The sequence below is a fragment of the Actinotalea alkalitolerans genome (assembly GCF_023369855.1).
Classification (GTDB): Bacteria; Actinomycetota; Actinomycetes; order Actinomycetales; family Cellulomonadaceae; genus Actinotalea.
The window spans coordinates 88924-112302 of sequence record NZ_JAMBPP010000003.1; the positions used below are offsets into that span (position 1 = coordinate 88924).

At 72.4% G+C, this 23379-nt stretch carries 22 protein-coding genes; 8 read left to right on the forward strand and 14 right to left on the reverse strand.

From position 1 onward, the window contains the following. Nucleotides 1-6 precede the first annotated feature (6 nt). From dapF to M1R94_RS03975, 3 genes are read right to left on the reverse strand one after another with little or no spacing between them, the layout of a single operon-like run. Entirely contained in the window at nucleotides 7-981 is a 975-nt protein-coding gene (gene dapF / locus M1R94_RS03965; RefSeq protein WP_249380369.1) for a diaminopimelate epimerase, read from the reverse strand. Beyond that, entirely contained in the window at nucleotides 978-1940 is a 963-nt protein-coding gene (gene miaA / locus M1R94_RS03970) for a tRNA (adenosine(37)-N6)-dimethylallyltransferase MiaA (RefSeq protein ID WP_249380370.1), read from the reverse strand. Before miaA ends, dapF begins: the two co-directional genes overlap by 4 nt. Further along, the gene (locus M1R94_RS03975; RefSeq protein ID WP_249380371.1) at nucleotides 1937-2743 is read right to left on the reverse strand and encodes a class III extradiol ring-cleavage dioxygenase family protein; all 807 of its coding nucleotides are present in this window, start codon (nucleotides 2741-2743) and stop codon (nucleotides 1937-1939) included. The genes miaA and M1R94_RS03975 overlap by 4 nt, the downstream gene beginning before the upstream one ends. Nucleotides 2744-2870: 127 nt before the next feature. Between M1R94_RS03975 and M1R94_RS03980 the strand changes: the two genes are divergently transcribed. Both M1R94_RS03980 and M1R94_RS03985 read left to right on the forward strand, forming a co-directional pair. Continuing rightward, entirely contained in the window at nucleotides 2871-3440 is a 570-nt protein-coding gene (locus M1R94_RS03980) for a type III secretion system chaperone family protein (RefSeq protein WP_308199870.1), read from the forward strand. After that, nucleotides 3437-3946 (forward strand): type III secretion system chaperone family protein, encoded by a 510-nt coding sequence (locus M1R94_RS03985; RefSeq protein WP_249380372.1) that lies wholly within the window; start codon nucleotides 3437-3439, stop codon nucleotides 3944-3946. The genes M1R94_RS03980 and M1R94_RS03985 overlap by 4 nt, the downstream gene beginning before the upstream one ends. On the opposite strand, the gene miaB is transcribed toward M1R94_RS03985, so the two are convergent. Then, on the reverse strand, nucleotides 3932-5578 hold the full coding sequence (gene miaB, locus M1R94_RS03990; RefSeq protein WP_249380373.1) for a tRNA (N6-isopentenyl adenosine(37)-C2)-methylthiotransferase MiaB: 1647 nt from the start codon (nucleotides 5576-5578) through the stop codon (nucleotides 3932-3934). The two genes, M1R94_RS03985 and miaB, sit on opposite strands and share 15 nt — an antisense overlap. Before the next feature lie 206 nt (nucleotides 5579-5784). On the opposite strand from miaB, the gene M1R94_RS03995 reads away from it, so the two are divergent. From M1R94_RS03995 to M1R94_RS04010, 4 genes are all read left to right on the forward strand, one after another. Next, nucleotides 5785-6525, forward strand: a complete 741-nt coding sequence (locus tag M1R94_RS03995) for an amino acid ABC transporter ATP-binding protein (RefSeq protein WP_374109427.1) — start codon at nucleotides 5785-5787, stop codon at nucleotides 6523-6525. A gap of 86 nt (nucleotides 6526-6611) precedes the next feature. Further along, the gene (locus M1R94_RS04000) at nucleotides 6612-7508 is read left to right on the forward strand and encodes a glutamate ABC transporter substrate-binding protein (RefSeq protein ID WP_249380374.1); all 897 of its coding nucleotides are present in this window, start codon (nucleotides 6612-6614) and stop codon (nucleotides 7506-7508) included. Between the two features lie 290 nt (nucleotides 7509-7798). Beyond that, complete coding sequence (locus M1R94_RS04005) at nucleotides 7799-8452, forward strand: amino acid ABC transporter permease (RefSeq protein WP_249380375.1); 654 nt, start codon at nucleotides 7799-7801, stop codon at nucleotides 8450-8452. Beyond that, nucleotides 8449-9330, forward strand: a complete 882-nt coding sequence (locus M1R94_RS04010; protein ID WP_249380376.1) for an amino acid ABC transporter permease — start codon at nucleotides 8449-8451, stop codon at nucleotides 9328-9330. Before M1R94_RS04005 ends, M1R94_RS04010 begins: the two co-directional genes overlap by 4 nt. Before the next feature lie 81 nt (nucleotides 9331-9411). On the opposite strand, the gene rny is transcribed toward M1R94_RS04010, so the two are convergent. The 7 genes from rny to M1R94_RS04045 form a co-directional block, all read right to left on the reverse strand. Next, the gene (rny, locus tag M1R94_RS04015) at nucleotides 9412-10872 is read right to left on the reverse strand and encodes a ribonuclease Y (protein ID WP_249380377.1); all 1461 of its coding nucleotides are present in this window, start codon (nucleotides 10870-10872) and stop codon (nucleotides 9412-9414) included. Nucleotides 10873-10902: 30 nt separating this feature from the next. Then, entirely contained in the window at nucleotides 10903-11442 is a 540-nt protein-coding gene (locus tag M1R94_RS04020) for a regulatory protein RecX (RefSeq protein ID WP_249380378.1), read from the reverse strand. Between the two features lie 35 nt (nucleotides 11443-11477). After that, the gene (recA, locus tag M1R94_RS04025; protein WP_249380379.1) at nucleotides 11478-12518 is read right to left on the reverse strand and encodes a recombinase RecA; all 1041 of its coding nucleotides are present in this window, start codon (nucleotides 12516-12518) and stop codon (nucleotides 11478-11480) included. A 210-nt stretch (nucleotides 12519-12728) separates the two neighbouring features. After that, entirely contained in the window at nucleotides 12729-13529 is an 801-nt protein-coding gene (locus M1R94_RS04030) for an ABC transporter permease (protein WP_249380380.1), read from the reverse strand. Beyond that, entirely contained in the window at nucleotides 13530-14345 is an 816-nt protein-coding gene (locus tag M1R94_RS04035) for an ABC transporter permease (RefSeq protein WP_249380381.1), read from the reverse strand. 1 nt (nucleotide 14346) lies between these two features. Continuing rightward, nucleotides 14347-15285 carry an ABC transporter ATP-binding protein gene (locus M1R94_RS04040; protein WP_249380382.1) on the reverse strand — a complete coding sequence of 313 codons (939 nt, stop codon included), beginning with the start codon at nucleotides 15283-15285 and terminating at the stop codon, nucleotides 14347-14349. Between the two features lie 54 nt (nucleotides 15286-15339). Next, complete coding sequence (locus tag M1R94_RS04045; protein ID WP_249380383.1) at nucleotides 15340-15570, reverse strand: DUF3046 domain-containing protein; 231 nt, start codon at nucleotides 15568-15570, stop codon at nucleotides 15340-15342. A 156-nt stretch (nucleotides 15571-15726) separates the two neighbouring features. Between M1R94_RS04045 and M1R94_RS04050 the strand changes: the two genes are divergently transcribed. Continuing rightward, the gene (locus tag M1R94_RS04050) at nucleotides 15727-20733 is read left to right on the forward strand and encodes an ATP-dependent helicase (RefSeq protein WP_249380384.1); all 5007 of its coding nucleotides are present in this window, start codon (nucleotides 15727-15729) and stop codon (nucleotides 20731-20733) included. Nucleotides 20734-20739: 6 nt separating this feature from the next. After that, on the forward strand, nucleotides 20740-21534 hold the full coding sequence (locus M1R94_RS04055; protein WP_249380385.1) for a DNA-formamidopyrimidine glycosylase family protein: 795 nt from the start codon (nucleotides 20740-20742) through the stop codon (nucleotides 21532-21534). A gap of 127 nt (nucleotides 21535-21661) precedes the next feature. On the opposite strand, the gene M1R94_RS04060 is transcribed toward M1R94_RS04055, so the two are convergent. The 3 genes from M1R94_RS04060 to pgsA form a co-directional block, all read right to left on the reverse strand. Continuing rightward, nucleotides 21662-22006, reverse strand: coding sequence for a helix-turn-helix domain-containing protein (locus M1R94_RS04060; RefSeq protein ID WP_249380386.1), 345 nt, complete (start codon nucleotides 22004-22006; stop codon nucleotides 21662-21664). Nucleotides 22007-22167: 161 nt separating this feature from the next. Next, nucleotides 22168-22725 (reverse strand): CinA family protein, encoded by a 558-nt coding sequence (locus M1R94_RS04065; RefSeq protein ID WP_249380387.1) that lies wholly within the window; start codon nucleotides 22723-22725, stop codon nucleotides 22168-22170. Beyond that, entirely contained in the window at nucleotides 22722-23294 is a 573-nt protein-coding gene (pgsA, locus tag M1R94_RS04070; protein WP_249380388.1) for a CDP-diacylglycerol--glycerol-3-phosphate 3-phosphatidyltransferase, read from the reverse strand. Before pgsA ends, M1R94_RS04065 begins: the two co-directional genes overlap by 4 nt. Nucleotides 23295-23379: the final 85 nt, after the last annotated feature.

The window sequence follows — 23379 nt, forward strand, 5'->3', positions numbered from 1 at the left end:
GGGGAGTCAGGGCACCGCCAGGAGTGCCTCGACGTCCACGTCCACGTCCGCGACGAGCACCGCGGGACCGGCCAGCTCGACGTGGCCGTCGGGGAGCACCGTCACGCGGACCGTGCCACCGGGGACGTCGACGAGCCAGACATCCGGCGCGCCGGCCCCCGCCCAGGTGCGGACGGCGAGCGCCGCCGCGCACGCCCCCGTGCCGCACGACCTCGTCTCGCCGACCCCTCGCTCGTGCACCCGCATCCGCACCCTGCCCACCAGGACGCCGTCGGCGTCGGTCGACTCCCCCAGGGGGACGACCAGCTCGACGTTGGTCCCGGCTGCCGGAGCAGGGGTGACGTGCGGGGCGACGTGCAGCCGCGCGGCCGAGAGCTCTGCGAGGTCCGCGAGCGCGACCACGTGGTGGGGGTTGCCGACATCGACCCGCAGGGCCGCACGGGCGACCGGCAGGCCGTCGACCTCGACCTCCGCGTCGGCCCCGGCCGCCGCGGCTCCGGGTCCGCCCGGCAGGTGCCACGGCCCCATGTCCACGCTGTACCACTCGGCCGGCCCCTGGTCGGGCGCCGGGACGCGCCGCACGCGGCGGACACCCGCCCGGGTGCCCAGGACGAGCTCGCTGCGCCCGTCCCAGACGCCGAGGCGCTCGGCGAGGAGCGCCACCACCCGCACACCGTTGCCGCACATCTCCGCGGTGCTGCCGTCGCCGTTGTGATAGTCCATGAACCACGTCGCGGCGGGGTCCTCGGTGAGCGAGGGAGCTGCGGCGGGGAGGTGCACGCTCGCGACGAGCCGGATCACCCCGTCACCGCCGACCCCCGCACGACGGTCCGCGAGCCGACGCACCAGATCGGGGGTCAGGTCCAGGGCTGCGTCCCGGTCGTCGATGAGGACGAAGTCGTTCTGCGTGCCGTGCCCCTTGGACACGGTCAGGCGCGTGGAACGACCCTGTACGTGGCCGGTCGCGGTCGGAGAGCTCATGAACCGAGCGTACGGCGCCGGGTCCCGGGATCGACGAGCCTGCCCGCGTCGGACCGGTCCACCAGGTCCAGGGCCCGGTCCAGCAGGTGGGGGTCGAGGGCGTCGAGCCAGTGCACCCGCGGGTCGCGCCCGAACCACCCCATCTGCTTGCGGGCCAGCCTGCGGGTCCCGGCCACGACCTTGGCGCGCGCGTCGTCCTCGGCGAGCTGCCCCCGCAGCATCTCGAGCACCTCGGCGTAGCCGACCGCGCGCGATGCCGTGCGTCCCAGACCGTGCTCCGCGAGCGTGCGGACCTCCACGACCAGCCCCTGGTCCCACATCCGCCGGACCCGCGCCCTGATCCGCTCGTCGAGCGCAGCGCGGTCGCAGTCCAGCCCGATCTGGAGCGTCGGGACCGCGTACTCCTGCTCGGGCAAGGACGCGGTGTACGGACGACCGGTGAGCTCGATCACCTCGAGGGCTCGCACCACCCGTCGGGTGTTCGCCCGGCCGATCGCCTGTGCTGCCGCCGGGTCGAGGGTCGCGAGCTCGTCGTGCAGCAGACCCACGCCGTGCGCCGCGGCCCGCTCCTCGAGCCGGGCACGCACCTCGGCGTCGACCGGCTGGAACTCCATCCGGTCGAGCAGTGCCCGCACGTACAGACCCGACCCTCCGACCACGATCGCGCGTGAGGCCCGGGCGAGGATCGTGGCGAGGTCACCGCGAGCGTCGCGCTGGTACCGCGCGGCCGAGGCGTCCTCGGTGACGTCCAGGACGTCCAGCTGGTGGTGCGGCACGCCGGCCCGCTCCTCGAGGGGGAGCTTCGCGGTCCCGATGTCCATCCCCCGGTAGAGCTGCATCGCATCGGCGTTGAGCACCTCTCCCCCGAGCCGAAGGGCGAGCTGCAGACCCAGGTCGGACTTCCCGGTCGCGGTCGGACCGACCACGGCGACCACGGGCGGGCCCGTCGCGGCCGTCACGCCGCACCCCAGACCAGGACGGCGTAGGTCGCGCCGTACGGAGCCGAGAGCGACCTGAGCTCGGCGCGCAGCGGCTCCGTGAGACCGGAGGCGCCCACCGCGCCGAGCAGGACCTGCCACGGAGCCCAGGCGCTGACCGCAAGGTCCCGGGCCAGGTCGGTCGGAACGGCTACCAGCCGCCGGACCGCCTCCGGCCCCAGATCGGTCAGGTCGGCCAGGACCGAGGCGTCGAACGCTCTCGCGCGATCGTCCTGCGGCAGCGGGGCGTGAGGACCACGGCGGGCGCTGAGCGATCCCACCAGCAGCAGGGTCGTCGAGGTGTCCTCGACGAGACGCGCCCCGAGCTCGCGCAACGCCGGGGCATCCTCGGCGGCCACCGTGGCCACCTGCACCGGACCGTCCCAGCCGACCCGGTCGAGCAGGAGCAGCGCGACCGCCGCCCCGACCTCCTGGACGACCACCGCGCCCGGGCCGGACGCCGGAGCGGGCCACCCGAGCATCGCGTCGTCGATCCCCGCGGCCGCGAGCGTCGGCCGGAGGCGGTCGCTGCGGGGCTCGCCCACCGCGAGATCGGACTCGGGCGGATGGACCGCGCGGGGATCGACGTCGGGCGGGTCGACATCTTCGGCGGACGTCCTGCGGCTGCGGGCGGCCACCACGACGACACGGTCCGGACCGTGTGCGACCAGGTCACGCACCGCGTCCAGTGCCGCGTCCCGCTCGTCGGTGAGCACCTCGGCGGCACCGGCGGCACCGGGGACGAGCAGGGCGGTCTCGGGTATCAGAGCGGCGGCCACGAGCACGTGTCGACGGTACCCGTCCGCAGGACGGTTCCCTGCCGGGCTGCCGGGCTGCCGGGCTGCCGTGCGACCGGACCGGCGGCCGCACAGTGCTGCCACGCCGCGCACCCCCGGCGGGTAGGGTGCCACGGTGGGGTTCTTCTCCTGGGTCCGCCGTGTGGTCGACACCGGCACGACCGACGTCTCGACCGGCTGGTCCCTGGGTGGGGTCCTGGGTGCCTACGGGGGTGTCCCGGACCGGGCCGCCCCTCCGCAGAGCTCTGCCGAGCTCCCCGCACCGCTCAGCGCGGTCCGCCTCGGACGCTGGTTCACGACGCACGGCTACACGCACTTCGTCGACAACGACGGTGACGTCGGTGGCGTCTGGCGGGGGCGGCTCTTCTACTTCTTCCTGTTCGGTGAGCAGGGCGAGATCCTGCAGGTGCGAGGGCAGTGGAACCGCGAGTTCGCGATCGAACGGCTGCCCGAGGTGCTCGAGATCTGCAACGAGTGGAACGCCGAGAAGATCTGGCCCAAGGCGTACGTCCGCGTCCGTGACGACGGCATGGTGCATGTGGCGAGCGAGGTCGCGACCGATCTCGAGCACGGTGCCACCGACGCGCAGCTCGGCCAGCTCCTGCACTGCGGCCTGAGCACGGCGAGCATGTTCTTCGACCACCTCGACGACCTCTACCCCGATCCCGCGGCGGCCCCGCCGTGACCCGGCGACGCTGGCGCCGCGAGGACCCCGCGACCGCGCCGAGCGCTGGGACGCCGCTGCACGCGACCGACCCGCCCCGCCCGGTGGACGGCCACCGCATCGAGGCCGACCTGGTCGGACGCGGCTACCACGTCTCGCGGGACGAGGAGGGCGACCTGACCGGCACCTGGGACGGGGACAGGTTCTGGTTCCTGCTGCTGGGCGACGACCACGAGGTGCTCCAGGTGCGCGGCCGCTGGCGCCGCACCCTGCCCGAGAGCCGTCGGTCCGCGGCGCTGCTCGCCATCAACGACTGGAACCGCGAGCGCATCTGGCCCAAGGCCTACCTCCGCGAGGAGGAGGACGGTCTGGCTCTCTACTCCGAGGTCTCGGTCGATCTCGAGCACGGCGCCACCGACGCTCAGCTCGCGCAGCTGGTCGGGTGCGGTCTGGGCACCGGGGTGCAGCTCTTCGCGGCGCTGTCGACGATGGTCCCCCAGGACGACGGCCCTCTACCGCCTGGCTGAGGGCATCCCCAGGCTGATCGGTCCGTCAGCCACGACGCCGCCGTGGCCGTGCGCGCCGTCGTCAGCCCCGGTGCGTGCGCGTTCCCTGGCCGCCCACGCGTCACCCGCGGGCGTTCGCCGCACCCGGTACGGACCACCGGTCGTCGCCGAGTCGGCCACCAGGTGGTGTGGTGCGGCGTGGGTCACCACCACCGACACCATGTCCCCGGGACGTGGCACGTCGTCGGCGAGGTCGACGGCCGACCGAGGATCGGCACGGCCGGGCGCGGTGTCGGCTGGGTCGTCCTCGGGAGTGGGGCCCTCGAGCAGGTCGGCCACGTGCGCCGGGACGGACAGGTGGACCAGCCGGTTGTCGGCGGCCCGCCCGGTGAGGCGACGGCTCGCACCATCCTTGCGGCCCTCACCCTCGCCCACCAGCACCTCGACGCCTCGACCGACCTGCCCGCGGTTCTCCTCGAGCGAGATGCGCTCCTGGACGACCTGGAGCCGCTCGTAGCGCTCCTGCACGATCGCCTTGGGCAGGTGGTCCGGGAGATCAGCAGCGGCAGTCCCCGGACGCGAGGAGTACTGGAAGGTGTAGGCCGAGGCGAAGCGCGCGGCCTCGACCACGCGCAGGGTCTGGGTGAAGTCCTCCTCGGTCTCCCCGGGGAAGCCGACGATCACGTCGGTCGTGATCGCGGCATCGGGCATCGCGGCTCGCACCCGGTCCAGGATCCCGAGGAACTTCTCGGACCGGTAGGAGCGGCGCATCGCCCGGAGCACCCGGTCCGAGCCCGACTGCAACGGCATGTGCAGCTGCGGCATCACGGTGGGGGTCTGGGCCATCGCGAGGATCACGTCGTCGGTGAACGCCGCCGGGTGGGGCGAGGTGAAGCGGACCCGCTCGAGCCCGTCGACCGCGCCGACCGCGCGGAGCAGCTTGGCGAACGCCCCGCGGTCACCGAACTCGACGCCGTAGCTGTTCACGTTCTGCCCCAGCAGGGTCACCTCGACCACGCCCTGCGCGACCAGCGCCTGCACCTCCGCGAGGATCTCCCCCGGTCGACGGTCCCGCTCCTTGCCCCGCAGGTGCGGCACGATGCAGAAGGTGCAGGTGTTGTTGCACCCCACGCTGATCGACACCCAGCCCGCGTACACCGACTCGCGCCGGGTCGGGAGCGTCGAGGGGAACACCTGGAGGGACTCGGCGATCTCCACCTGCGCCTCGGCGTTGTGCCGGGCCCGCTCGAGCAGTACGGGCAGGGCGTCCAGGTTGTGGGTCCCGAAGACGACGTCCACCCAGGGCGCCCGCTCGACGATGCCCGCACGGTCCTTCTGGGCCAGGCACCCACCCACCGCGATCTGCATGCCCGGACGAGCGTTCTTGACCGAGGCGAGCTGTCCCAGGTTCCCGTAGAGCCTGCTGGCGGCGTTCTCCCGGACCGCGCAGGTGTTCACGACCACCACGTCCGCACGGGACGCCGCGGCGTCCTGCGGGTCGGCGGGGACGTAGCCGGCCGCCTCGAGCATGCCCGCCATGTGCTCGGAGTCGTGCACGTTCATCTGGCAGCCCAGGGTGCGCACCACATAGGTGCGAGCGGGGCTGTCGGGAGCAGGTCGGCTCGGGGCGGGGGCAGGCAGGGTCGTGGACATCGGGACAAGCCTACGGCGCGGCGTCCCCGTGACCGACGTGCGAGCACGAGGCGATCTGGCACGACGCGGAGCGGACCAAGACGAGTTCTTGACCGTTCGTAGCCGTTTTGTGACCAGATGGGCTCGCTACCGTCACACGAGCGCTCTACGGTCAGCAGATGGCACCCGAGCAGACCTCCACCTCTCCCGCGCCGGACCTGACCACCATGGGCGAGCCACTGGTCGTGCTGGACGGCGTGAACAAGCACTTCGGGGCCCTCCACGTGCTGCAGGACATCAACCTCACGGTGCACCGCGGCGAGGTCGTCGTGATCATCGGCCCCTCGGGCTCGGGCAAGTCGACGCTCTGCCGCGCGATCAACCGGCTCGAGACGATCGACACCGGGACCATCTCGATCGACGGCCAACCGCTCCCCGCCGAGGGCAAGGCGCTCGCACGGCTGCGGGCCGACGTCGGCATGGTGTTCCAGTCCTTCAACCTCTTCGCCCACAAGACGGTCCTGGAGAACGTGACCCTGGGTCCGATCAAGGCCAAGGGGGTCAAGCGGTCGGCGGCCCGCGAGGACGCCCTGCGTCTGCTGGACCGGGTCGGTGTCGCGAACCAGGCCGAGAAGCTCCCCGCGCAGCTGTCGGGGGGCCAGCAGCAGCGCGTGGCGATCGCGCGGGCACTGGCGATGCAGCCCAAGGTGATGCTCTTCGACGAGCCGACCTCAGCCCTCGACCCAGAGATGATCAACGAGGTCCTGGACGTCATGGTGAGCCTCGCCCGGGACGGCATGACCATGATCGTGGTGACCCACGAGATGGGCTTCGCCCGCAAGGCCGCGCACCGAGTCGTGTTCATGGACGGCGGTCAGATCGTCGAGGAGGCCGATCCCGAGACCTTCTTCACCGCCCCACGCAGCGACCGCGCCAAGGACTTCCTGTCCAAGATCCTCACCCACTGACCACCTCGGGCGAACGACACGCCCACGCACGACACGCACCTGTCACCGCTGCACCCGGCGGGGCACGACACGGAAGGGGACAACCCATGCGCTCACGCAGAGGGGCCGTCGCGCTGATCGCCGCGGCCACGCTCGCACTGGCGGGATGTGGCAACGGAGACGACGCCGACGGAGGCACGACCGACCCGGCACCTGACGCGGGAGAGACCACCGAACCCGCCGAGACCACCGAGTTCCCCGAGGGCTCGACCATGGCGGCGCTCGCCGAGGCCGGGACGATCACCATCGGGACCAAGTTCGACCAGCCGCTGTTCGGCCTCGTCGGGCCCGACGGCGTGCCCGAGGGCTTCGACGTGGAGATCGGCAGGATCATCGCCGAGAAGCTCGGGATCGACGACGACGGGATCGAGTGGGTCGAGACCGTCTCCGCCAACCGTGAGACCTTCATCGAGAACGGCACGGTCGACATCGTCATCGCGACCTACACGATCAACGACGCGCGCAAGGAGCTCATCTCCTTCGCCGGTCCGTACTACGAGGCCGGGCAGTCGATCCTGACCCTGGCCTCGAACGAGGACATCCAGGGCCCTGACGACCTGGCGGGCACGAGGGTCTGCACCGTGTCCGGCTCGACCCCGGAGCAGAACCTGGTCGCGAACTTCCCTGACGCGGAGGTCGTGCCCTTCGGGACGTACTCGGAGTGCCTCGAGCCGCTCAAGAACGGCCAGGTGGACGCGGTCTCGACCGACAACGTCATCCTTGCCGGCTTCGCGGCCGACGACGCCGAGCTCGAGGTTCGCGGCGAACCGTTCACCGAGGAGCCCTACGGCATCGGTCTGGCCATGGACGACGACGAGTTCCGGGACTGGATCAACGACGTCCTCGAGGAGATCTACGAGGACGGCACGTGGACCGCGGCCTGGGAGAGCACGGCGGGGACCGTCCTGCCGACGCCCGAGCCGCCGGCGGTCGACCGGTACTGAGGAACTACCGGCCTGGCTCGGGCTCGCCCGAGCCGGGCCGGCTCCTCGAACCATCATCGGGCCCCGGGGGCCCCCGGCCCCCGGGGCCCGGGGGGGGGGGGGCGGCCGGCCCCCCCCCCCCACCCCAGGAGGCGCCCCCCCCGGGCGGGGTCGGCCCCCAACCCGCCCCCCCCCCCCGCGGCGCCCCCCCCCCCCCCCCCCCTCCCCGCCCCCCGCGGCCCGGCGGCCCCGGGGCCCCGGCGTCGGCGCAGCCGACGGACCGACGCTACCGACCTGAGGAGACGCACCCGGTGGATGTGATCGCCGACAACCTGCCTGCGTACCTGCAGGGCTTCAGCCTCACCCTGCGGCTGACGCTGTACGCCGGCGGTCTCGCCCTGGCGATCGGCCTGGTGCTCGCAGCGATGCGGGTCTCGCCGCTGCGGCCCATGCGCGGCTTCGCGGCGACCTACGTCGAGCTGCTCCGCAACACCCCCCTGACCTTGGTCTTCTTCTTCATCATCCTGGTCGCCCCGAGGTTCGGGGTGCTGCTTCCCCTCGACTTCATCGGTTTCGCGGTGGTCGCACTGACCCTCTACACCGCAGCCTTCGTCTGCGAGGCCATCCGGTCCGGCATCAACAGCGTCGGGATCGGCCAGGCCGAGGCGGCCCGCGCCATCGGCCTCACCTTCGGTCAGACCCTGAACCAGGTGATCCTTCCCCAGGCGTTCCGGACCGTCATCCCGCCGTTGATCAACGTGTTCATCGCCCTGGCGAAGAACACGTCCGTGGCCGCGGGCTTCGGCGTCGTGGATCTGATGGGGACCGGTCGACGTCTCGCCACCGCCAACCCGGGAGGCGTGACCTGGGTCCTCGTCGGTGTCGCCCTGGGCTACCTGGTCATCACCATCACCCTCGGCGCGATCGCCGCTCAGGTCGAGCGAAAGGTGGCGTTCACACGATGAGCTCAGTCCTGTACGACTCCCCCGGGCCCCTCGCGCGCCGGCGCGAGCTCGTCGGCTCGATCGTCGGGGTGCTCATCCTTCTCGGTCTGGTCGGCCTCGGGCTGTGGTACGCCGCCCAGCGCGGCGTGTTCGACGCTGACCGCTGGGACGTCCTGTACGACCCGCCGAAGAACCAGACGGCCGCGAACGTGTGGCGCTCGCTGCTGGTGCAGGGCTTGGGCGCGACCCTGCGCGCGGCCGTGTTCGCCGCGCCCCTGGCGCTCTTCCTCGGCCTCCTCCTGGCCCTGTGGCGGACGGCCCGGCTCCGATGGTTGCGCGTCCCGGCCATCGCGGCCATCGAGCTGTTCCGCGGCCTGCCGGTGCTGCTCATGATGTTCTTCGGGTTCCTGGCCCTCGGCATGCCGGCGTTCCAGGCGGTGGTGTTCGGCCTGGTGATCTACAACATGGCGATCTTCGCCGAGATCCTCCGCGCCGGGCTCGCGTCGTTGCCCAAGGGCCAGGCCGAGGCGGCGTACGCCGTCGGGCTGACCCGGAGCCAGACCCTGATGTCCGTCCTGCTCCCCCAGGCCGTGCGCACGATGATGCCGAGCCTGATCGCCCAGCTCGTCGTCCTGCTCAAGGACTCGTCCCTCGGCTTCATCATCGGGTACGCCGAGCTCCTGAAGTCGATCCAGAACAACTCCCAGTACTTCGGTCCGCAGTACCTCGTGGCGCTGTTCACCGTGGGCGCGAGCATCTACCTGGTGGTCAACCTCAGCCTGTCGTGGCTCGCCCGCTGGCTCGAGCGCCGGACCTCGCGGACGTCCGCGCCGGCACGCGACGCCGAGATGGTCGCGATGCAGGCCTCGGGCAGTGGGATCGTGTCGGCCGACACGTGACCAGGACCGCCCGCAGCGCGCCCGCGCGCTGCGGGCGCGACCATCAGGATGGCACGTGGGCCCGCCCACCCGTGAGGTCGGTCAGCCCGCGGTCGCCGAGGTGCGCAGCTCGCGGATCACGGTGACCGTGATCTCGCCGGGGTAGCTGAGGTCCTTCTCGATGTGCTGGGCGATCGTGCGAGCCAACCCGGGCATCGCCTCGTCGTCCACGACCGTGGGCTCGACGATCACCCTGACCTCGCGACCCGCCGACATCGCGACAGCCCGTCGGACCCCGTCGTGCGCGGCGACGAGCGACTCGAGGGACTCCATCCGGTCGATGTACTGGTCGAGCTCCTCCCGGCGGGCTCCGGGCCGGGAGGCCGAGCAGGCGTCGGCTGCCTGCACCAGGACGGCTTCGACGGTCGTGGGAGGCACCTCGTCATGGTGCGCGGCGATGGCGTTGACGACGTCCGGGTCCTCACCGTGGCGTCGCGCGAGCTCGGCACCCACCAGCGCGTGGGTCCCGGGGACCTCGCCCCGCAGGGCCTTGCCGATGTCGTGCAGGAAGGCGGCCCGCCGGGCGACGTCGACGTCAGCCCCGATCTCGGCCGCGAGCATCGCGGCGATCTGAGCCGACTCGACCAGGTGCGCGAGCACGTTCTGCCCGTAGCTCGTGCGCAGCCGGAGCCGGCCCATGACCTCGACCAGCTCGGGGTGCAGGCCCCGGACTCCTGCCCGCTCAGCGGCCTCGTGACCGGCCGCCACAGCGCGGTCCTGGGCTCCGGCCAGCGCGTCTGCGTAGGCGATCTCGATCCGCTGGGGGTGGATGCGCCCGTCGCTGATCAGCGACTCCAGTGCGACGGCTGCCACCTCGCGCCGCTCGGGGTCGAAGCTTGACAGGGTGACCGAGTCAGGGGTGTCGTCGATGATCACGTTGACCCCGGTGATCGCCTCGAAGGTCCGGATGTTGCGACCCTCCTTGCCGATGATCCGGCCCTTCATCTCCTCCGCAGGCAGGGGGACCACGGTCACCACGCTCTGGGAGCTGGTCGGTGCCGCGAGCCGCTGGACCGCCGTCGCCAGCACCTTCCGCGCACGGTCGTCGGCCTGGCGTCGTGCCGCGGCCTCGGCGCGTCGTACCTCGGCGGCCGCCTCGTGGGTGGCCTGGCCGACGATGCGCCTGACCTGCTCGGCCCGGGCCTGCTCGGCGGACAGCCCCGACACCGCCTCGAGGGCCTCCTGAGCCTGGCGGTCGGTGTCGCGCCGGAGCTGCTCGACGCTCTCGAGCTCGACACGCAGCTGTTCGGCACGCTGCGTCGCGGACTCCAGCCGCTCGCGGGACTCGCGACGTTCGACCGCGATCTCCCGCTCACGTTCGGCGACCCGGTGCTCGCGGCGCTCGACGTCCTGGAGCGCCGAACGCGCCTCGGCCTTGATCGACGCGACGTCCTCCACGGCCTGCCGGCGCTGCACGTCGGCCTCACGTCGGGCCAGCAGGACGAGCAGCAGGGCCACCAGGCACGCGAGCAGCAGCACGAGGATGGTCAGGGCTTCGCCCACGCGTGGCTCCTTCCGCCCGGTGGGACCGGATCAGTCGAGATCGTCGACCGTGGGTTCCCACGGCTCCTGGGCACCATCGTCCACCATCTCGCGGACGAGCCGTGACGCCAGGCCCATCGGGTACCCCTTCCGTGCCAGCATCCCCATCGCCCGGCGCGCCCTGACCTCGGGGTCCAGCCGCGCTCCGGTGGCCCAGCGCTTGCGCAGCAGGTCCCGAGCTCGTTGCTCCTCGTCCTCGGCCGAGACCGTCGAGAGGGCAGCCTCGGCCTCGTCGGCCCCGACCCCTTTGCGCTGCAGCTCGACCGCCAGCGCACGCCTCGCCAGGCCGCGCGACTCCAGCTGCGAACGCACCAGCATCTGGGCGTACTCGGCGTCGTCGATCAGACCGACGTCGGTGAAGCGGTCGAGCACGCGCTCGACGACTGCCTCCTCGATCCCCCGTCGGGTCAGGGCCTCGGCGAGCTGGTGACGGCTGCGCGGGGCACCGGTCAGGAGCCGCAGGACGATCGACCTCGCAGTCGACTCCGGGTCGGCATCGGTGTCAGCCCTTGCACCCGCGGAGGGCTGCACCGGACCGGCACCCCGCGACCCGCGACCCATCGGACTCAGAAGTCGACGCCGGGGGTCGTGTCGGCCGGCGCGTCGACGCGTGCTCCGATGCCGAGCTTCTCCTTGATCTTCTTCTCGATCTCGTCAGCCAGGTCAGGGTTGTCCCGCAGGAACCCACGGGCGTTCTCCTTGCCCTGCCCGAGCTGGTCGCCCTCGTAGGTGTACCAGGCCCCCGACTTGCGGACGAAGCCCTGCTCGACACCCATGTCGATCAGCCCGCCCTCCCGCGAGATGCCGACACCGTAGATGATGTCGAACTCCGCCTGCTTGAACGGCGGGGCCATCTTGTTCTTGACGACCTTGACCCGGGTCCGGTTGCCGACCGCGTCGGTCCCCTCCTTGAGCGTCTCGATGCGACGGATGTCGAGCCGTACCGAGGCGTAGAACTTGAGCGCCTTGCCACCGGTCGTGGTCTCGGGCGAGCCGAAGAACACACCGATCTTCTCGCGCAGCTGGTTGATGAAGATGGCGGTCGTGCCCGAGGTGCTGAGCGCCCCGGCGATCTTGCGCAGGGCCTGGGACATCAGTCGCGCCTGCAGACCGACGTGGCTGTCCCCCATCTCGCCCTCGATCTCGGCCTTGGGGACCAACGCCGCCACGGAGTCGATCACCACGATGTCGATCGCGCCCGACCGGATCAGCATGTCCATGATCTCCAGGGCCTGCTCACCGGTGTCCGGCTGGGAGACGAGCAGCGCGTCGGTGTCGACACCCAGCTTCTTGGCGTACTCCGGGTCCAGCGCGTGCTCGGCGTCGATGAAGGCCGCGATGCCCCCGGCGCGCTGGGCGTTGGCCACCGCGTGCAGGGCGACCGTCGTCTTGCCGCTGGACTCGGGCCCGTAGATCTCCACCACCCGACCACGCGGCAGACCGCCGATGCCCAGGGCGACGTCCAGGGCGATCGACCCTGTCGGGATCACCTCGACCGGGGCTCGACCGTCGTCACCCAGACGCATGATCGAGCCCTTGCCGAACTGTCGGTCGATCTGACCGAGTGCAGCCTCCAGGGCCTTGGAACGATCTGCGGGAGCGGCCATGTGTCACCTCGTGGTTCGTGGGGCGCGAACGCCCTTCTGATGTCGTTCAGGTCTGTTGTCTCGTGCTCGTGGCGACGCTACGCGCAGCCTCTGACATCCCCGTCCGGCACCTGCACGGAGGTGGGGATCCCGGCCGACTGCGCGCCTGTGGACACTCTAGCCGAACAGGTGTTCGACTGCCGGACGGTGCCGGGACGACACGCCGGACCGTCAACGCAGGAGCAGCCGCTCGATCCGCAGAGCCGTCCAGGCCGTCCCGAGCAGGCCCATCCCCACCAGGTACCCGACGTGCACGAGCATCCCCGCACCGACCTCGTCGAGCATGAGGTCCCGCACCATCGCCACCCCGTGGTAGAGCGGCGTGGCCTGGACCACCCACTGCAGCACCGGTGGGTAGGTCGAGAGCGGGAAGAAGGTCGCCGAGAACAGGAACATCGGCAGGATCGCGAGCTGGACGTACTCGAAGTCCGACCATGTGCGCATGTACGTCGTCGTGGCCATGCCGACCGAGGCGAAGGCCCACCCGATCAGGCTGGCCGCGGGGACCGCGAGGACCGCCGTCCAGGTGGTCACCGCCCCGGCCGCCACCGCGACCGCGAGGAACGCCCCCGAGTAGACCACCCCTCGCAGCAGGGCCCACGAGATCTCGCCCACCGCGATGTCCCGTGGGCCGAGCGGCGTCGAGAGCACCGAGTCGTACAGACGGGCGTACTTGAGCTTGAAGAAGACGTTGGTCGTGGAGTCGAAGATCGCGCCGTTCATCGCCGACGCAGCGAGCAGCGCCGGGGCCACGAACACGACGTAGGGCACCAGCCGCCCGTCGCCCGTCGCGACGTCACCGACCAGGGCCCCGATGCCGACCCCCATGGCGAACAGGAAGAAGACCGGCTCGAAGAAGCCCGACACGATGATCGACCACGTCCTGCGCGAGGACCGGTAGTTCCGCTCGACCAGCATCCGGGCCATGCCCGCACCGGCCGGCACGCGCGAGATGCGCTCCAGGACGGCCACTCAGACCACCATCCGACCGCGCAGCACGCGGACCGAGAGCAGGTAGCCGCCCACCAGCCACACCGCCAGGTACGCGCAGTGCACCAGGACGCCACCCACCGTCGCGGTGCCAAGGACCAGCGCACGGCACGCCTCGACCGCGTGCCACAGCGGCGTCACCCAGGCGACCGGCTGCAACCAGCCGGGCAGCTGCTCGATCGGGAAGAACGTCCCCGAGAACAGCGACATGGGCATCACGACGAAGCGGAACATCAGCATGATGCCCTGGTCGTTGCGCAGGTTCGCCGAGTACGCGAAGCAGCAGCTCGCGAACGCCATCCCCCCGAGCACCGAGACGGGAACGGCGAGCAGCCCCCACCACGACCGCACCGTGCCCAGCGCTGCCGCGATCACGAAGAAGACGATGGCGGCCGAGGTCACCCGCAGCAGCACGTACACGAGCTGCCCGAGCACGACGTCGCGCACACGCAACGGGGTCGCGAGCATGCCGTGGTAGATCGGGGTCCACTTGATCGAGCCGAGCACCGAGAACGTCGTCTCCCCCGCTGCGACCTGCAGCGTGCTCGCCGCGAGCAGCCCCGGCGCCACGAACACGACGTACGGGACGCCACCGACCCCGCCGGCCCCGCGGTCGACCAGCATGCCCAGGCCGATCCCCATCCCCGCGAGGTAGAGCAGCGGTGAGAGCGAGCTCGTGATGAGCGTGCTCACCCACACCCGCCGGTACTTGCGCAGCCAGTGCACCGCGACCGCCTGCCAGCCGCCCCCAGCCAGGCGCTGCGCGCGGTCGGTGGTCACCTCGAGGTCGCTCGCCACGTCAGTCGACCAAGGTGCGGCCGGTCAGGTGCAGGAAGACGTCCTCGAGGGTCGAGCGCCGCACCAGGGACGACAGCGGCTCGATGCCCCTGCGCGCGATCTCGGACTGCGCGGACTCACCGTCGGGCGTGTACAGGAGCAGCCGGTCGGGGAGCACCTCGACCCGGTCTGCGATGCCGTCGACGTCGGCCAGGTGGGCCGTGTGGTCGTGGGTGTCGAAGCGCAGCTCGAGCACCTCACGGGTCGAGTGCTCGGCGATCAGCGCCCGCGGAGACCCTTCCGCCACGATGCGACCGTGGTCCATCACCACGAGCCGGTCGCACAGCTGCTCGGCCTCGTCCATGTAGTGGGTGGTGAGCACGAGCGTGACGCCCTCGCGCTTGAGCCGGAACAACCTGTCCCAGAGCACGTGCCGGGCCTGGGGGTCGAGCCCGGTCGTCGGCTCGTCGAGGAGCAGGATCTGCGGGGTGTTGACCAGTGCGCGCGCGATCGTCAGGCGGCGCTTCATCCCGCCGGACAGCGGCTCGACCACCGATCGGGCCCGCTCGGAGAGCTGCGCGAACTCCAGCAGCTCCGCCGCTCGTTCACGGACGACCGGACGGGGAAGACCGAAGTAGCGTCCGTACACCCAGATGTTCTCCTCGACGGTCAGCTCCTCGTCGAGGGAGTCCCGCTGCGGCACCACCCCGAGCCGGGCCCTGATGGCCGGACCCTGGGTGCCCGGGTCCATACCCAGGATGCGCAGCGATCCCCCCGTGGGCGGCGAGACGCAGCCGATCATCCGCATCGTCGAGGACTTGCCCGCCCCGTTGGGGCCGAGGAAGCCGAAGGACTCGCCGGGGTGCACGTCGACGTCGATCCCGTCGACCGCGGTGAAGTCGCCGAAGGTCTTGACCAGGCCACGGGCTCGGATGAGCGGCTCGCTGGGACTCAAGGGCACGCGGTGACGTTACTCGCACCTCACCCGGAATGAGACGTTTTCGGGCATCGACGCTCAGCCACGGCGTGCCGGACGCCGCTGGTCGCTCCCCCACCGCGCGTGCTCGGGGACGTCCATCGCGTCGCACAGGGCACGCCAGACCTGTCGGGGCTCGGTGCCCTCCCCCAGCGCCTGGACGCTGGTCCGGTCGCCCAGGGCGCCCAGGACCTGGTCATGGGCGAGGCTCCGCCCGACCTGGCGACCGAAGACCTCGTCGACCAGGTCCCAGAACTCGGAGTAGCGCACCCCCACAGCCTGCCACGGCCTCGACGGGCGCCGCCGTCCGGGCGAGCGCGACGGACGACCGGGTCGCGCGGGGAGCCGGGCGACCCGCACCGGGGCGCGGACGGCCGGCGAGCTGCAGGACGGGTGGGTGTCGGTCCCACCGGTCACACTGTTCGGGTGACCGCAGCCGGCCCTGGACACCACCCTGACGCGCTCGAGGGTTTCTCTGCTCCGGCACGGTCGTGGTTCGCCGGGGCCTTCGAGGCGCCGACCGCAGCACAGGCCGGTGCCTGGTCGGCCGTGAGCGCTGGTGACCACGCGCTCGTGGTGGCCCCGACGGGTTCGGGCAAGACCCTCGCCGCGTTCCTGTGGTCGCTGGACCGCCTGCTCGTCGAGCCGCCCCCCGACAACCCTCTGCTGCGCTGCCGGGTGCTCTACGTCTCGCCCCTCAAGGCGCTGGCCACCGACGTCGAGCGCAACCTGCGTTCTCCCCTGGTGGGGATCCGCCAGGCTGCCACCCGGTTGGGCACCACCGTGCCCGAGGTCACGGTCGGGGTCCGGACCGGGGACACCCCACCGGCCGAACGCCGTGCCTTCGCGAGCCGGCCGCCGGACATCCTCATCACCACCCCCGAGTCTCTCTTCCTGGTCCTGACCTCCGCTGCGCGGGCCGGCCTCGCCGGGGTGCGCACGGTGATCCTGGACGAGATCCACGCGGTCGCCTCGACCAAGCGCGGCGCGCACCTCGCCCTGAGTCTCGAGCGCCTGGACGCCCTCCTCGAGGAGCACGCCGGCCCCGCCCAGCGGATCGGCCTGTCGGCCACGGTCCGACCGGTGGAGAGCGTCGCAGCCTTCCTGGGCGGGGCACGCACCGTGGCCGACCGCGGACGGCGGGTCCGCGTCGTCCAGCCCCCGTCGACCAAACGGGTCGAGGTCGAGATCGTCGTCCCGGTCCCTGACCTGTCCGACCTTCGCTCGGCGACCCTGGTGCCGGGCGCCTCTCCCGCGCCCCCCGCCGAGGAGGACCTGAGCGGGCCGGCCGCCGCCTCGCCACCACGACCCTCGATCTGGCCGCACGTCGAGGAGCGAGTCGTGGACCTCGTCGCGACGCACACCTCGACCCTGGTGTTCACCAACTCCCGCCGGGGTGCCGAACGGCTCACCGCCCGGATGAACGAGGTGTGGGCCGCCCGTCAGGGGCAGGACGTCCCCGACCCCGGGACCTTGCACCCGGCCGACGTCCAGGCGCAGTCCGGCGCCGCCGCAGGGATCGACACGGCGGACGCCGCGACCGTCCTGGCACGGGCCCACCACGGCTCGATGAGCAGGGCCGAGCGGGTCCGCACCGAGTCCGAGCTCAAGGCCGGGACGCTGCCGGCCGTCGTGGCGACCTCCTCGCTCGAGCTGGGGATCGACATGGGTGCGGTCGACCTGGTCGTGCAGGTGGGGTCACCACCATCGGTCGCGTCAGGGCTCCAGCGGGTGGGCCGGGCCGGGCACCAGGTCGGTGCCGTCTCACGCGGGGTGGTCTTCCCGACCTTCCGCGGTGACCTCGTCCCCGCCGCGGTGATCGCCGACCGCATGCGACGAGGCGAGATCGAGCACCTGCGCGTTCCCGCCAACCCTCTGGACGTCCTGGCGCAGCAGGTGGTCGCGATGACCGCCGTCGACGACTGGTCGGTCACGGACCTGGCGCGGGTGGTGCGCCGCGCCGCGCCCTTCGCCACCCTGGGTGAGGCCACGCTGCGTGCCGTGCTCGACATGCTGGCCGGTCGGTACCCGAGCGAGGAGTTCGCCGAGCTGCGCCCGCGCATCGTCTGGGACCGCAGCACCGGGATGCTGACCGGGCGCCCCGGAGCCCTGCGACTGGCCGTCACGAGCGGTGGGACCATCCCGGACCGCGGTCTGTACGGGGTGTTCCTGGCGTCCGCGGCACCGACCGCCGTCCAGGACGCCGCGGTCATGGTCGACGAGGAGCGCAGCGGCGGGCGCACCCGGGGCGGCAAGCGCGTGGGTGAGCTCGACGAGGAGATGGTCTACGAGTCGCGGGTGGGCGACACGTTCACCCTGGGGTCGAGCACCTGGCGGATCGAGGACATCACCACCGACCGCGTCCTGGTGACCCCAGCCCCCGGGGTACCTGGGCGGCTCCCGTTCTGGAAGGGCGACTCCCCGGGTCGCCCGGCAGAACTGGGTCGGGCCATGGGCGCGTGGGTGCGGGACCTCGTCGCGACCGGTCACGACGCCGCACTGAGCACCGCACGCTCTGCGGGGCTGGACCCGTGGGCTGCGGAGAACCTCGTCACGTACCTCCAGGAGCAGCAGGAGGCCACCGGTCACGTCCCGGACGACGTCACCCTGGTCGTGGAACGGTTCCGCGACGAGATCGGCGACTGGAGGGTCGTGCTGCACTCGCCCTACGGCGCTCGGGTGCACGCGCCGTGGGCGCTGGTCATCGCGGCCCGCCTGCGTGAACGTCACGGCGTGGACGTCTCTGCGCTGCACGCCGACGACGGCATCGTGCTGCGTCTGCCCGACGTCGTGGGTTCGGGCGGCACCTGGGACCTGGCGTCCGGGCGCTGGACGCAGGAGACCACGGACGCTCCCGGGTTCGACGCCGCCGACCTGCTCCTGGAGCCCGACGAGGTCGCCGACGCCGTCCGGGCCGAGCTCGGCGGGTCGGCGATGTTCGGAGCACGGTTCCGCGAGGCCGCAGCACGTGCGCTGCTGCTGCCCCGGCGCCGACCCGACAAGCGGCAGCCGTTGTGGCAGCAACGCCAGCGCGCGGCCCAGCTGCTGTCCGTGGCGGCGCAGTTCCCGGACTTCCCGATCCTGCTCGAGGCGGTCCGCGAGTGCCTGCAGGACGACTTCGACGTCGAGGCGCTGACCCGGCTGATGAGCGACGTGGCGGCGCGCCGGGTCCGTGTGGTCGAGGTGACGACCTCCTCCCCCTCGCCCTTCGCGCAGTCGTTGCTCTTCGGCTACACCGCCCAGTTCCTCTACGACGGTGACGCGCCGCTGGCCGAGCGGCGGGCCGCGGCCCTGACCCTGGACCCGACCCTGCTGTCCGAGCTCCTCGGTCAGGGTGGCGCGTCACAGCTCGCCGACCTGCTCGACCCCGAGGCCGTCGAACGCACCGAGGCCGAGCTGATGGGCACCGCACCCGACCGGCAGGCGAAGGACCTGGAGGGTGTCGCCGACGTGGTCCGACGGCACGGGCCGCTGACCGCACCCGAGATCGCGGCGCGCACCCGGCCCGAGACGCGCCACGGGCTCGAGGAGTGGCTGCGGTCGCTCGAGGGAGCACGCCGGCTGATCCGGGTGAGGGTGGTCGCGCGCACCGGGCCCGTCCCCGACCCGCACGGGACGGGAGACGAGACCGGCGCGGTGGTCGAGCACTGGGCCGCGGTGGAGGACGCAGGCCGGTTGCGTGACGCCCTCGGGGTCGCCCTCCCGGTGGGCATCCCCGAGGTCTTCACCGAGGTCGTGACCGATCCGCTGGGCGACCTCGTGCGTCGTCACGCACGCACGCACGGGCCGTTCACCCCCGGACAGGTCGCGGGACGCCTGGGCCTGGGGGTGGCCGTGATCACCGAGGTGCTGCACCGGCTCGAGCAGGCCGGGGTGCTGGCATCAGGAAGGCTCCGGCCCGACTCGCTCGGCGGCACCGGAGAGGACTTCTGCGACGTCGAGGTGCTGCGCACCCTGCGACGTCGCTCGCTCGCGGCGTTGCGTGCCGAGGTCGAGCCGGTTCCTCAGCAGACCCTCGGTCTGTTCCTGCCGCGCTGGCAGGGCGTGGTCGAGATCTCCACGGCCGGCTCCGAGGGTGGGCGTTCCTCAGGTGGCCCGCACCGGACCGCCGCGCGGCTGCGCGGGGTGGACGGTGTGGCACGCGTGGTCGAGCAGCTCGCCGGGACCTCAGTTCCCGCCTCGGCGCTCGAGACCCACGTGCTGCCGTGCCGGGTGGTCGACTACCGACCCGAGATGCTCGACGAGCTGACCGCGGCGGGCGAGGTCCTGTGGGCCGGAGCCGGTGCGCTCACCGGTCGGGACGGGATGGTCGGGCTGCACCCCGTCGCGACCGCCGACCTGACCCTGCCCGCTCCGGCGCCCACACCGGCCGGGAGAGACGGGACCGGCGTCCACGAGCGCGTCCTGCAGGCCCTCGCGGGGGGTGGCGCGTACTTCCTCCACCAGCTGGCCGCCCGGGTGACCCAGGACGGTGCCGACGGGTCACCACCACGGGGCACACCGGCTCAGCAGGAGATCCTGGACGCGGTGTGGGACCTCGTGTGGGCCGGGCACGTCACCAACGACGGCCTCGCCCCGCTGCGGGCACGGCTGGGCAGCGCACCGCTGACCGCGCACCGGACCCGGCGCCCCGTGCCGCGTGCCCGGCTCGGTCGTGCCGCGCTGTCCCTCAGGCCCGGGCCGTCCCGTCCCCTGCGAGGTGCCGACGCAGGCCTCGAGGCCGGCGGACGCTGGTCGTTGCTGCCGGCCCGTGAGGTCGACCCCACGCTGCGAGCCCACGCGCTGGCCGCACAGCTGCTCGACCGTCACGGGGTGCTGACCCGTGCCGTCGCACCGGCCGAGGGCATTGCCGGGCAGTTCGGACCGGTGTACCGGGTCCTGGGTGCGCTCGAGGGCGCCGGTCAGGTACGACGCGGGTACTTCGTCGAGCACCTCGGCGGGTCGCAGTTCGCCCTGCCTGGTGCCGTCGACGAGCTCCGCGAGGACGCCCGCCCGCTCCAGGGCGAGACGCCCGCCGCCCCGCCGGTGGTCGTCGTGCTCGCTGCGACCGACCCTGCCAACCCCTACGGGGCGGCGCTGGCGTGGCCCGAGCCGTCGGGAGTGCCGTCGCCGTCGGTGCCGGCCGCGCGACACCGCCCGGGCCGCAAGGCGGGGGGTCTGGTCGTGCTGGTCAGCGGGGAGCTCGTGCTCTACGTCGAGCGCGGTGGGCGCACGCTTCTCTCCTTCACCACCCGGACGGGCGCGCTGCAGGCTGCCGCCGCAGGCCTCGGACGGGTCGCACGGACCGGGCGGCTGGGTCGACTCACGATCCGTCGGGTGGACGGCGCAGAGCTCCTCGACCGGGTCACCCTCGCCGGGCCTGTCGCACGCGCGCTGCTCGATGCAGGGTTCGCGCCGACACCCCGCGGCCTTCGTCTGCCGGACCAGGGGTGAGCCTCGATGCCCGAGGGAGACATCCTGCGACGGACGGCCACTCGCCTGGAGGAAGCGCTCACCGGCACGGTGCTGGTCGGCGCGGAGCTGAGGTGGCCGGCCGCAGCCACGACCGACCTGCGCGGCCGCACGGTCCTGGGCACCGTGCCCTACGGCAAGCACCTCTTCACCCGGTTCGACGACGGGAGGACGCTGCACACCCACCTGCGGATGGAGGGATCCTGGCGGTTGGCGCTGACCGGGTCCTCCGCCGCCTCAGGTCGGGGTGGCTTCGTGCGAGCCGTGCTCGTCTCGTCGCGATGGACGGCGATCGGGGACCGCCTAGGGATGCTCGACGTCGTGGCGACCCGCGACGAGCACCTCCTGATCGGCCACCTCGGGCCGGACGTGCTCGCTCCGGAGTTCCCCACGAGCGGGATCCATGAAGCACTGGCCCGCCTTGCGTCGCGAGGTCCCGTCCCGATCGCCGAGGTGCTGCTCGACCAGACGGTCCTGGCCGGTATCGGGACCATCTACACGGCCGAGTCGCTCTTCTGGCGCAGGATCTGGCCGTGGACCCCGGCAGACCACGTCACCGACCCGGCGAGCCTGCTCATGACGGCCCGCGACCTGATGGAGCGCTCGGTCCGGTCGACCTCCCCCACCACGACCGGCGAGGGTGGTCGTGGCCGCACGAGCTGGGTCCACGGCCGCGCGGGTGCGCCCTGCAGGCGCTGCGGTTCGCCCGTCCGCGTCGGGGCAGCGCGCAGACCGCCGCAGGAGCGGCCGATCTTCTACTGCCCGGCGTGCCAGTCGGCTTGAGGAACCACGTGGCCGGGGAACGAGGTGCCGAGGTGTGCACCGCGAGACGTCACGTCACCGGACCGGGACGTGACGGGCCCCGTCGGCCGATGCCCGCGAGAGCTCCGCAGGATCAGCCGGTGCGCGATCAGCCGATGCGCGCGAGCTCGCCTCGTGAACCTCTCCACGCGGCACCCGGGCGAGGACCGCCAAGTGAGGCCGCAAGGTCCGCGGGGACCGTGTCGGGGATCAGCGGACCCTCGGCGACGGCGACCCGGTCGCTGACCTCACGCAGCACCACGGACAGCGGCACGTCGAGCGCCTCGCAGATCGAGCCCAGGAGCTCGGAGGAGGCTTCCTTCTGGCCGCGCTCGACCTCGCTGAGGTATCCCAGCGACACCCGTGCGGCGGAGGACACCTCGCGCAGGGTGCGGCCCTGGCGCTGGCGCGCGCCACGGAGGACGTCGCCGATCTCGTGCCTCAGGACGACCATGGGACGACCTCCTTCCTGCCTCGTCGGTTCTGCGCGGTTCCCGGGTGCGGTGTGACGGGGTGAGCCGGCACCTGCACCTGGTCGGGACCCGGCGGGTGACCTACCGTACCCCGTCGGTCGAAGTGGTTCACGGGCGTTCCGCGGAGCTGCCCTGTTCATCGTCACGTCTGGTCCAACGCACCGGGCGTCGCGCCTGTTCCCCGGTTCCCTCCCCCGTCCCTGGCCCGGACCCGGCTCAGGGCCAGGGCAAGGGCCTCTCGGCAGGCGGCGGCGCGGATCTCGTCCCTGGTCGAGGGTGAGGCACCCGCTCCGGGTGCCAGCGAGACGACCTCCTCGGACAGGTCGTCCGCGACCGCCACGTAGACCGTGCCCGGCCGGTGCGCCCCCTGCGGGTCGGGCCCTGCGACCCCGGTGGTCGCCAACCCGTAGTCGGCACCCAGTCGCGCACGGACCCCCTGGGCCATCGCCACGGCGACCTCGGGGTGCACCGCGCCGTGCTCCTCCAGCAGTGCGTGCGGGACGTCCAGGAGCACCTCCTTGAGGTCCGTCGCGTAGGCCACCACACCACCTCGCAGCGCGCGCGAGGCACCGGGGACCTGGACCAGCGACGCCGTGAGGTCGCCACCCGTCAGCGACTCGGCCACGGCGATCGTCCGTCCCGCGGCCACCAGCAGCGAGAGGAGCTCGGTGGCGTCTGCGCGCCGGGCCCCCGGATTCACGCCGCTGCCCGACGCAGGGACCACCCTCGCCGCAGGTAGTCCACGCCCGTCACCACGGTCATCACCACCGCAGCCCCCAGGACGACCCAGGCCAGCACGAGCACGAAGGCCGGCAGCTCGGCGAGCGGGAGCACGAAGAACCCGATGCCCACCGACTGGAGCACCGTCTTGATCTTCCCGCCCCGGGATGCCGGGATCACGACGTAGCGCAGGACGGCGAAACGCATCGCGGTGATCCCGAGCTCACGGACGAGGATCACCACGGTCACCCACCAGGGGAGGTCGCCCAGGAAGGACAACGCGACCAACGTGCCGCCGATCAGCAGCTTGTCGGCGATGGGATCCACCAGCTTCCCCCAGTCGGTCACCTGGTCGAGCCGGCGCGCGAGATAGCCGTCGAGCCGGTCGGTACCCGCTGCCAGGGCGAAGACCGCTGCGGCGGCCCACCGCCGGGCCGGGTCCTGACCGCCGTCCACCAGGAGCATCGCCAGCACGACCGGGACCAGGGCGATGCGCCCCACGGTGACACCGTTGGCGATGTTCCACACGGACGTCGCTGCTGAACCCACGTCACCACCCTACGGCGCCAGGTGGGCCGGACCGGCCCGTCCACGGGCTCGGCGTGCCGACACGCTCAGCGCTCGGGTCCGAGGC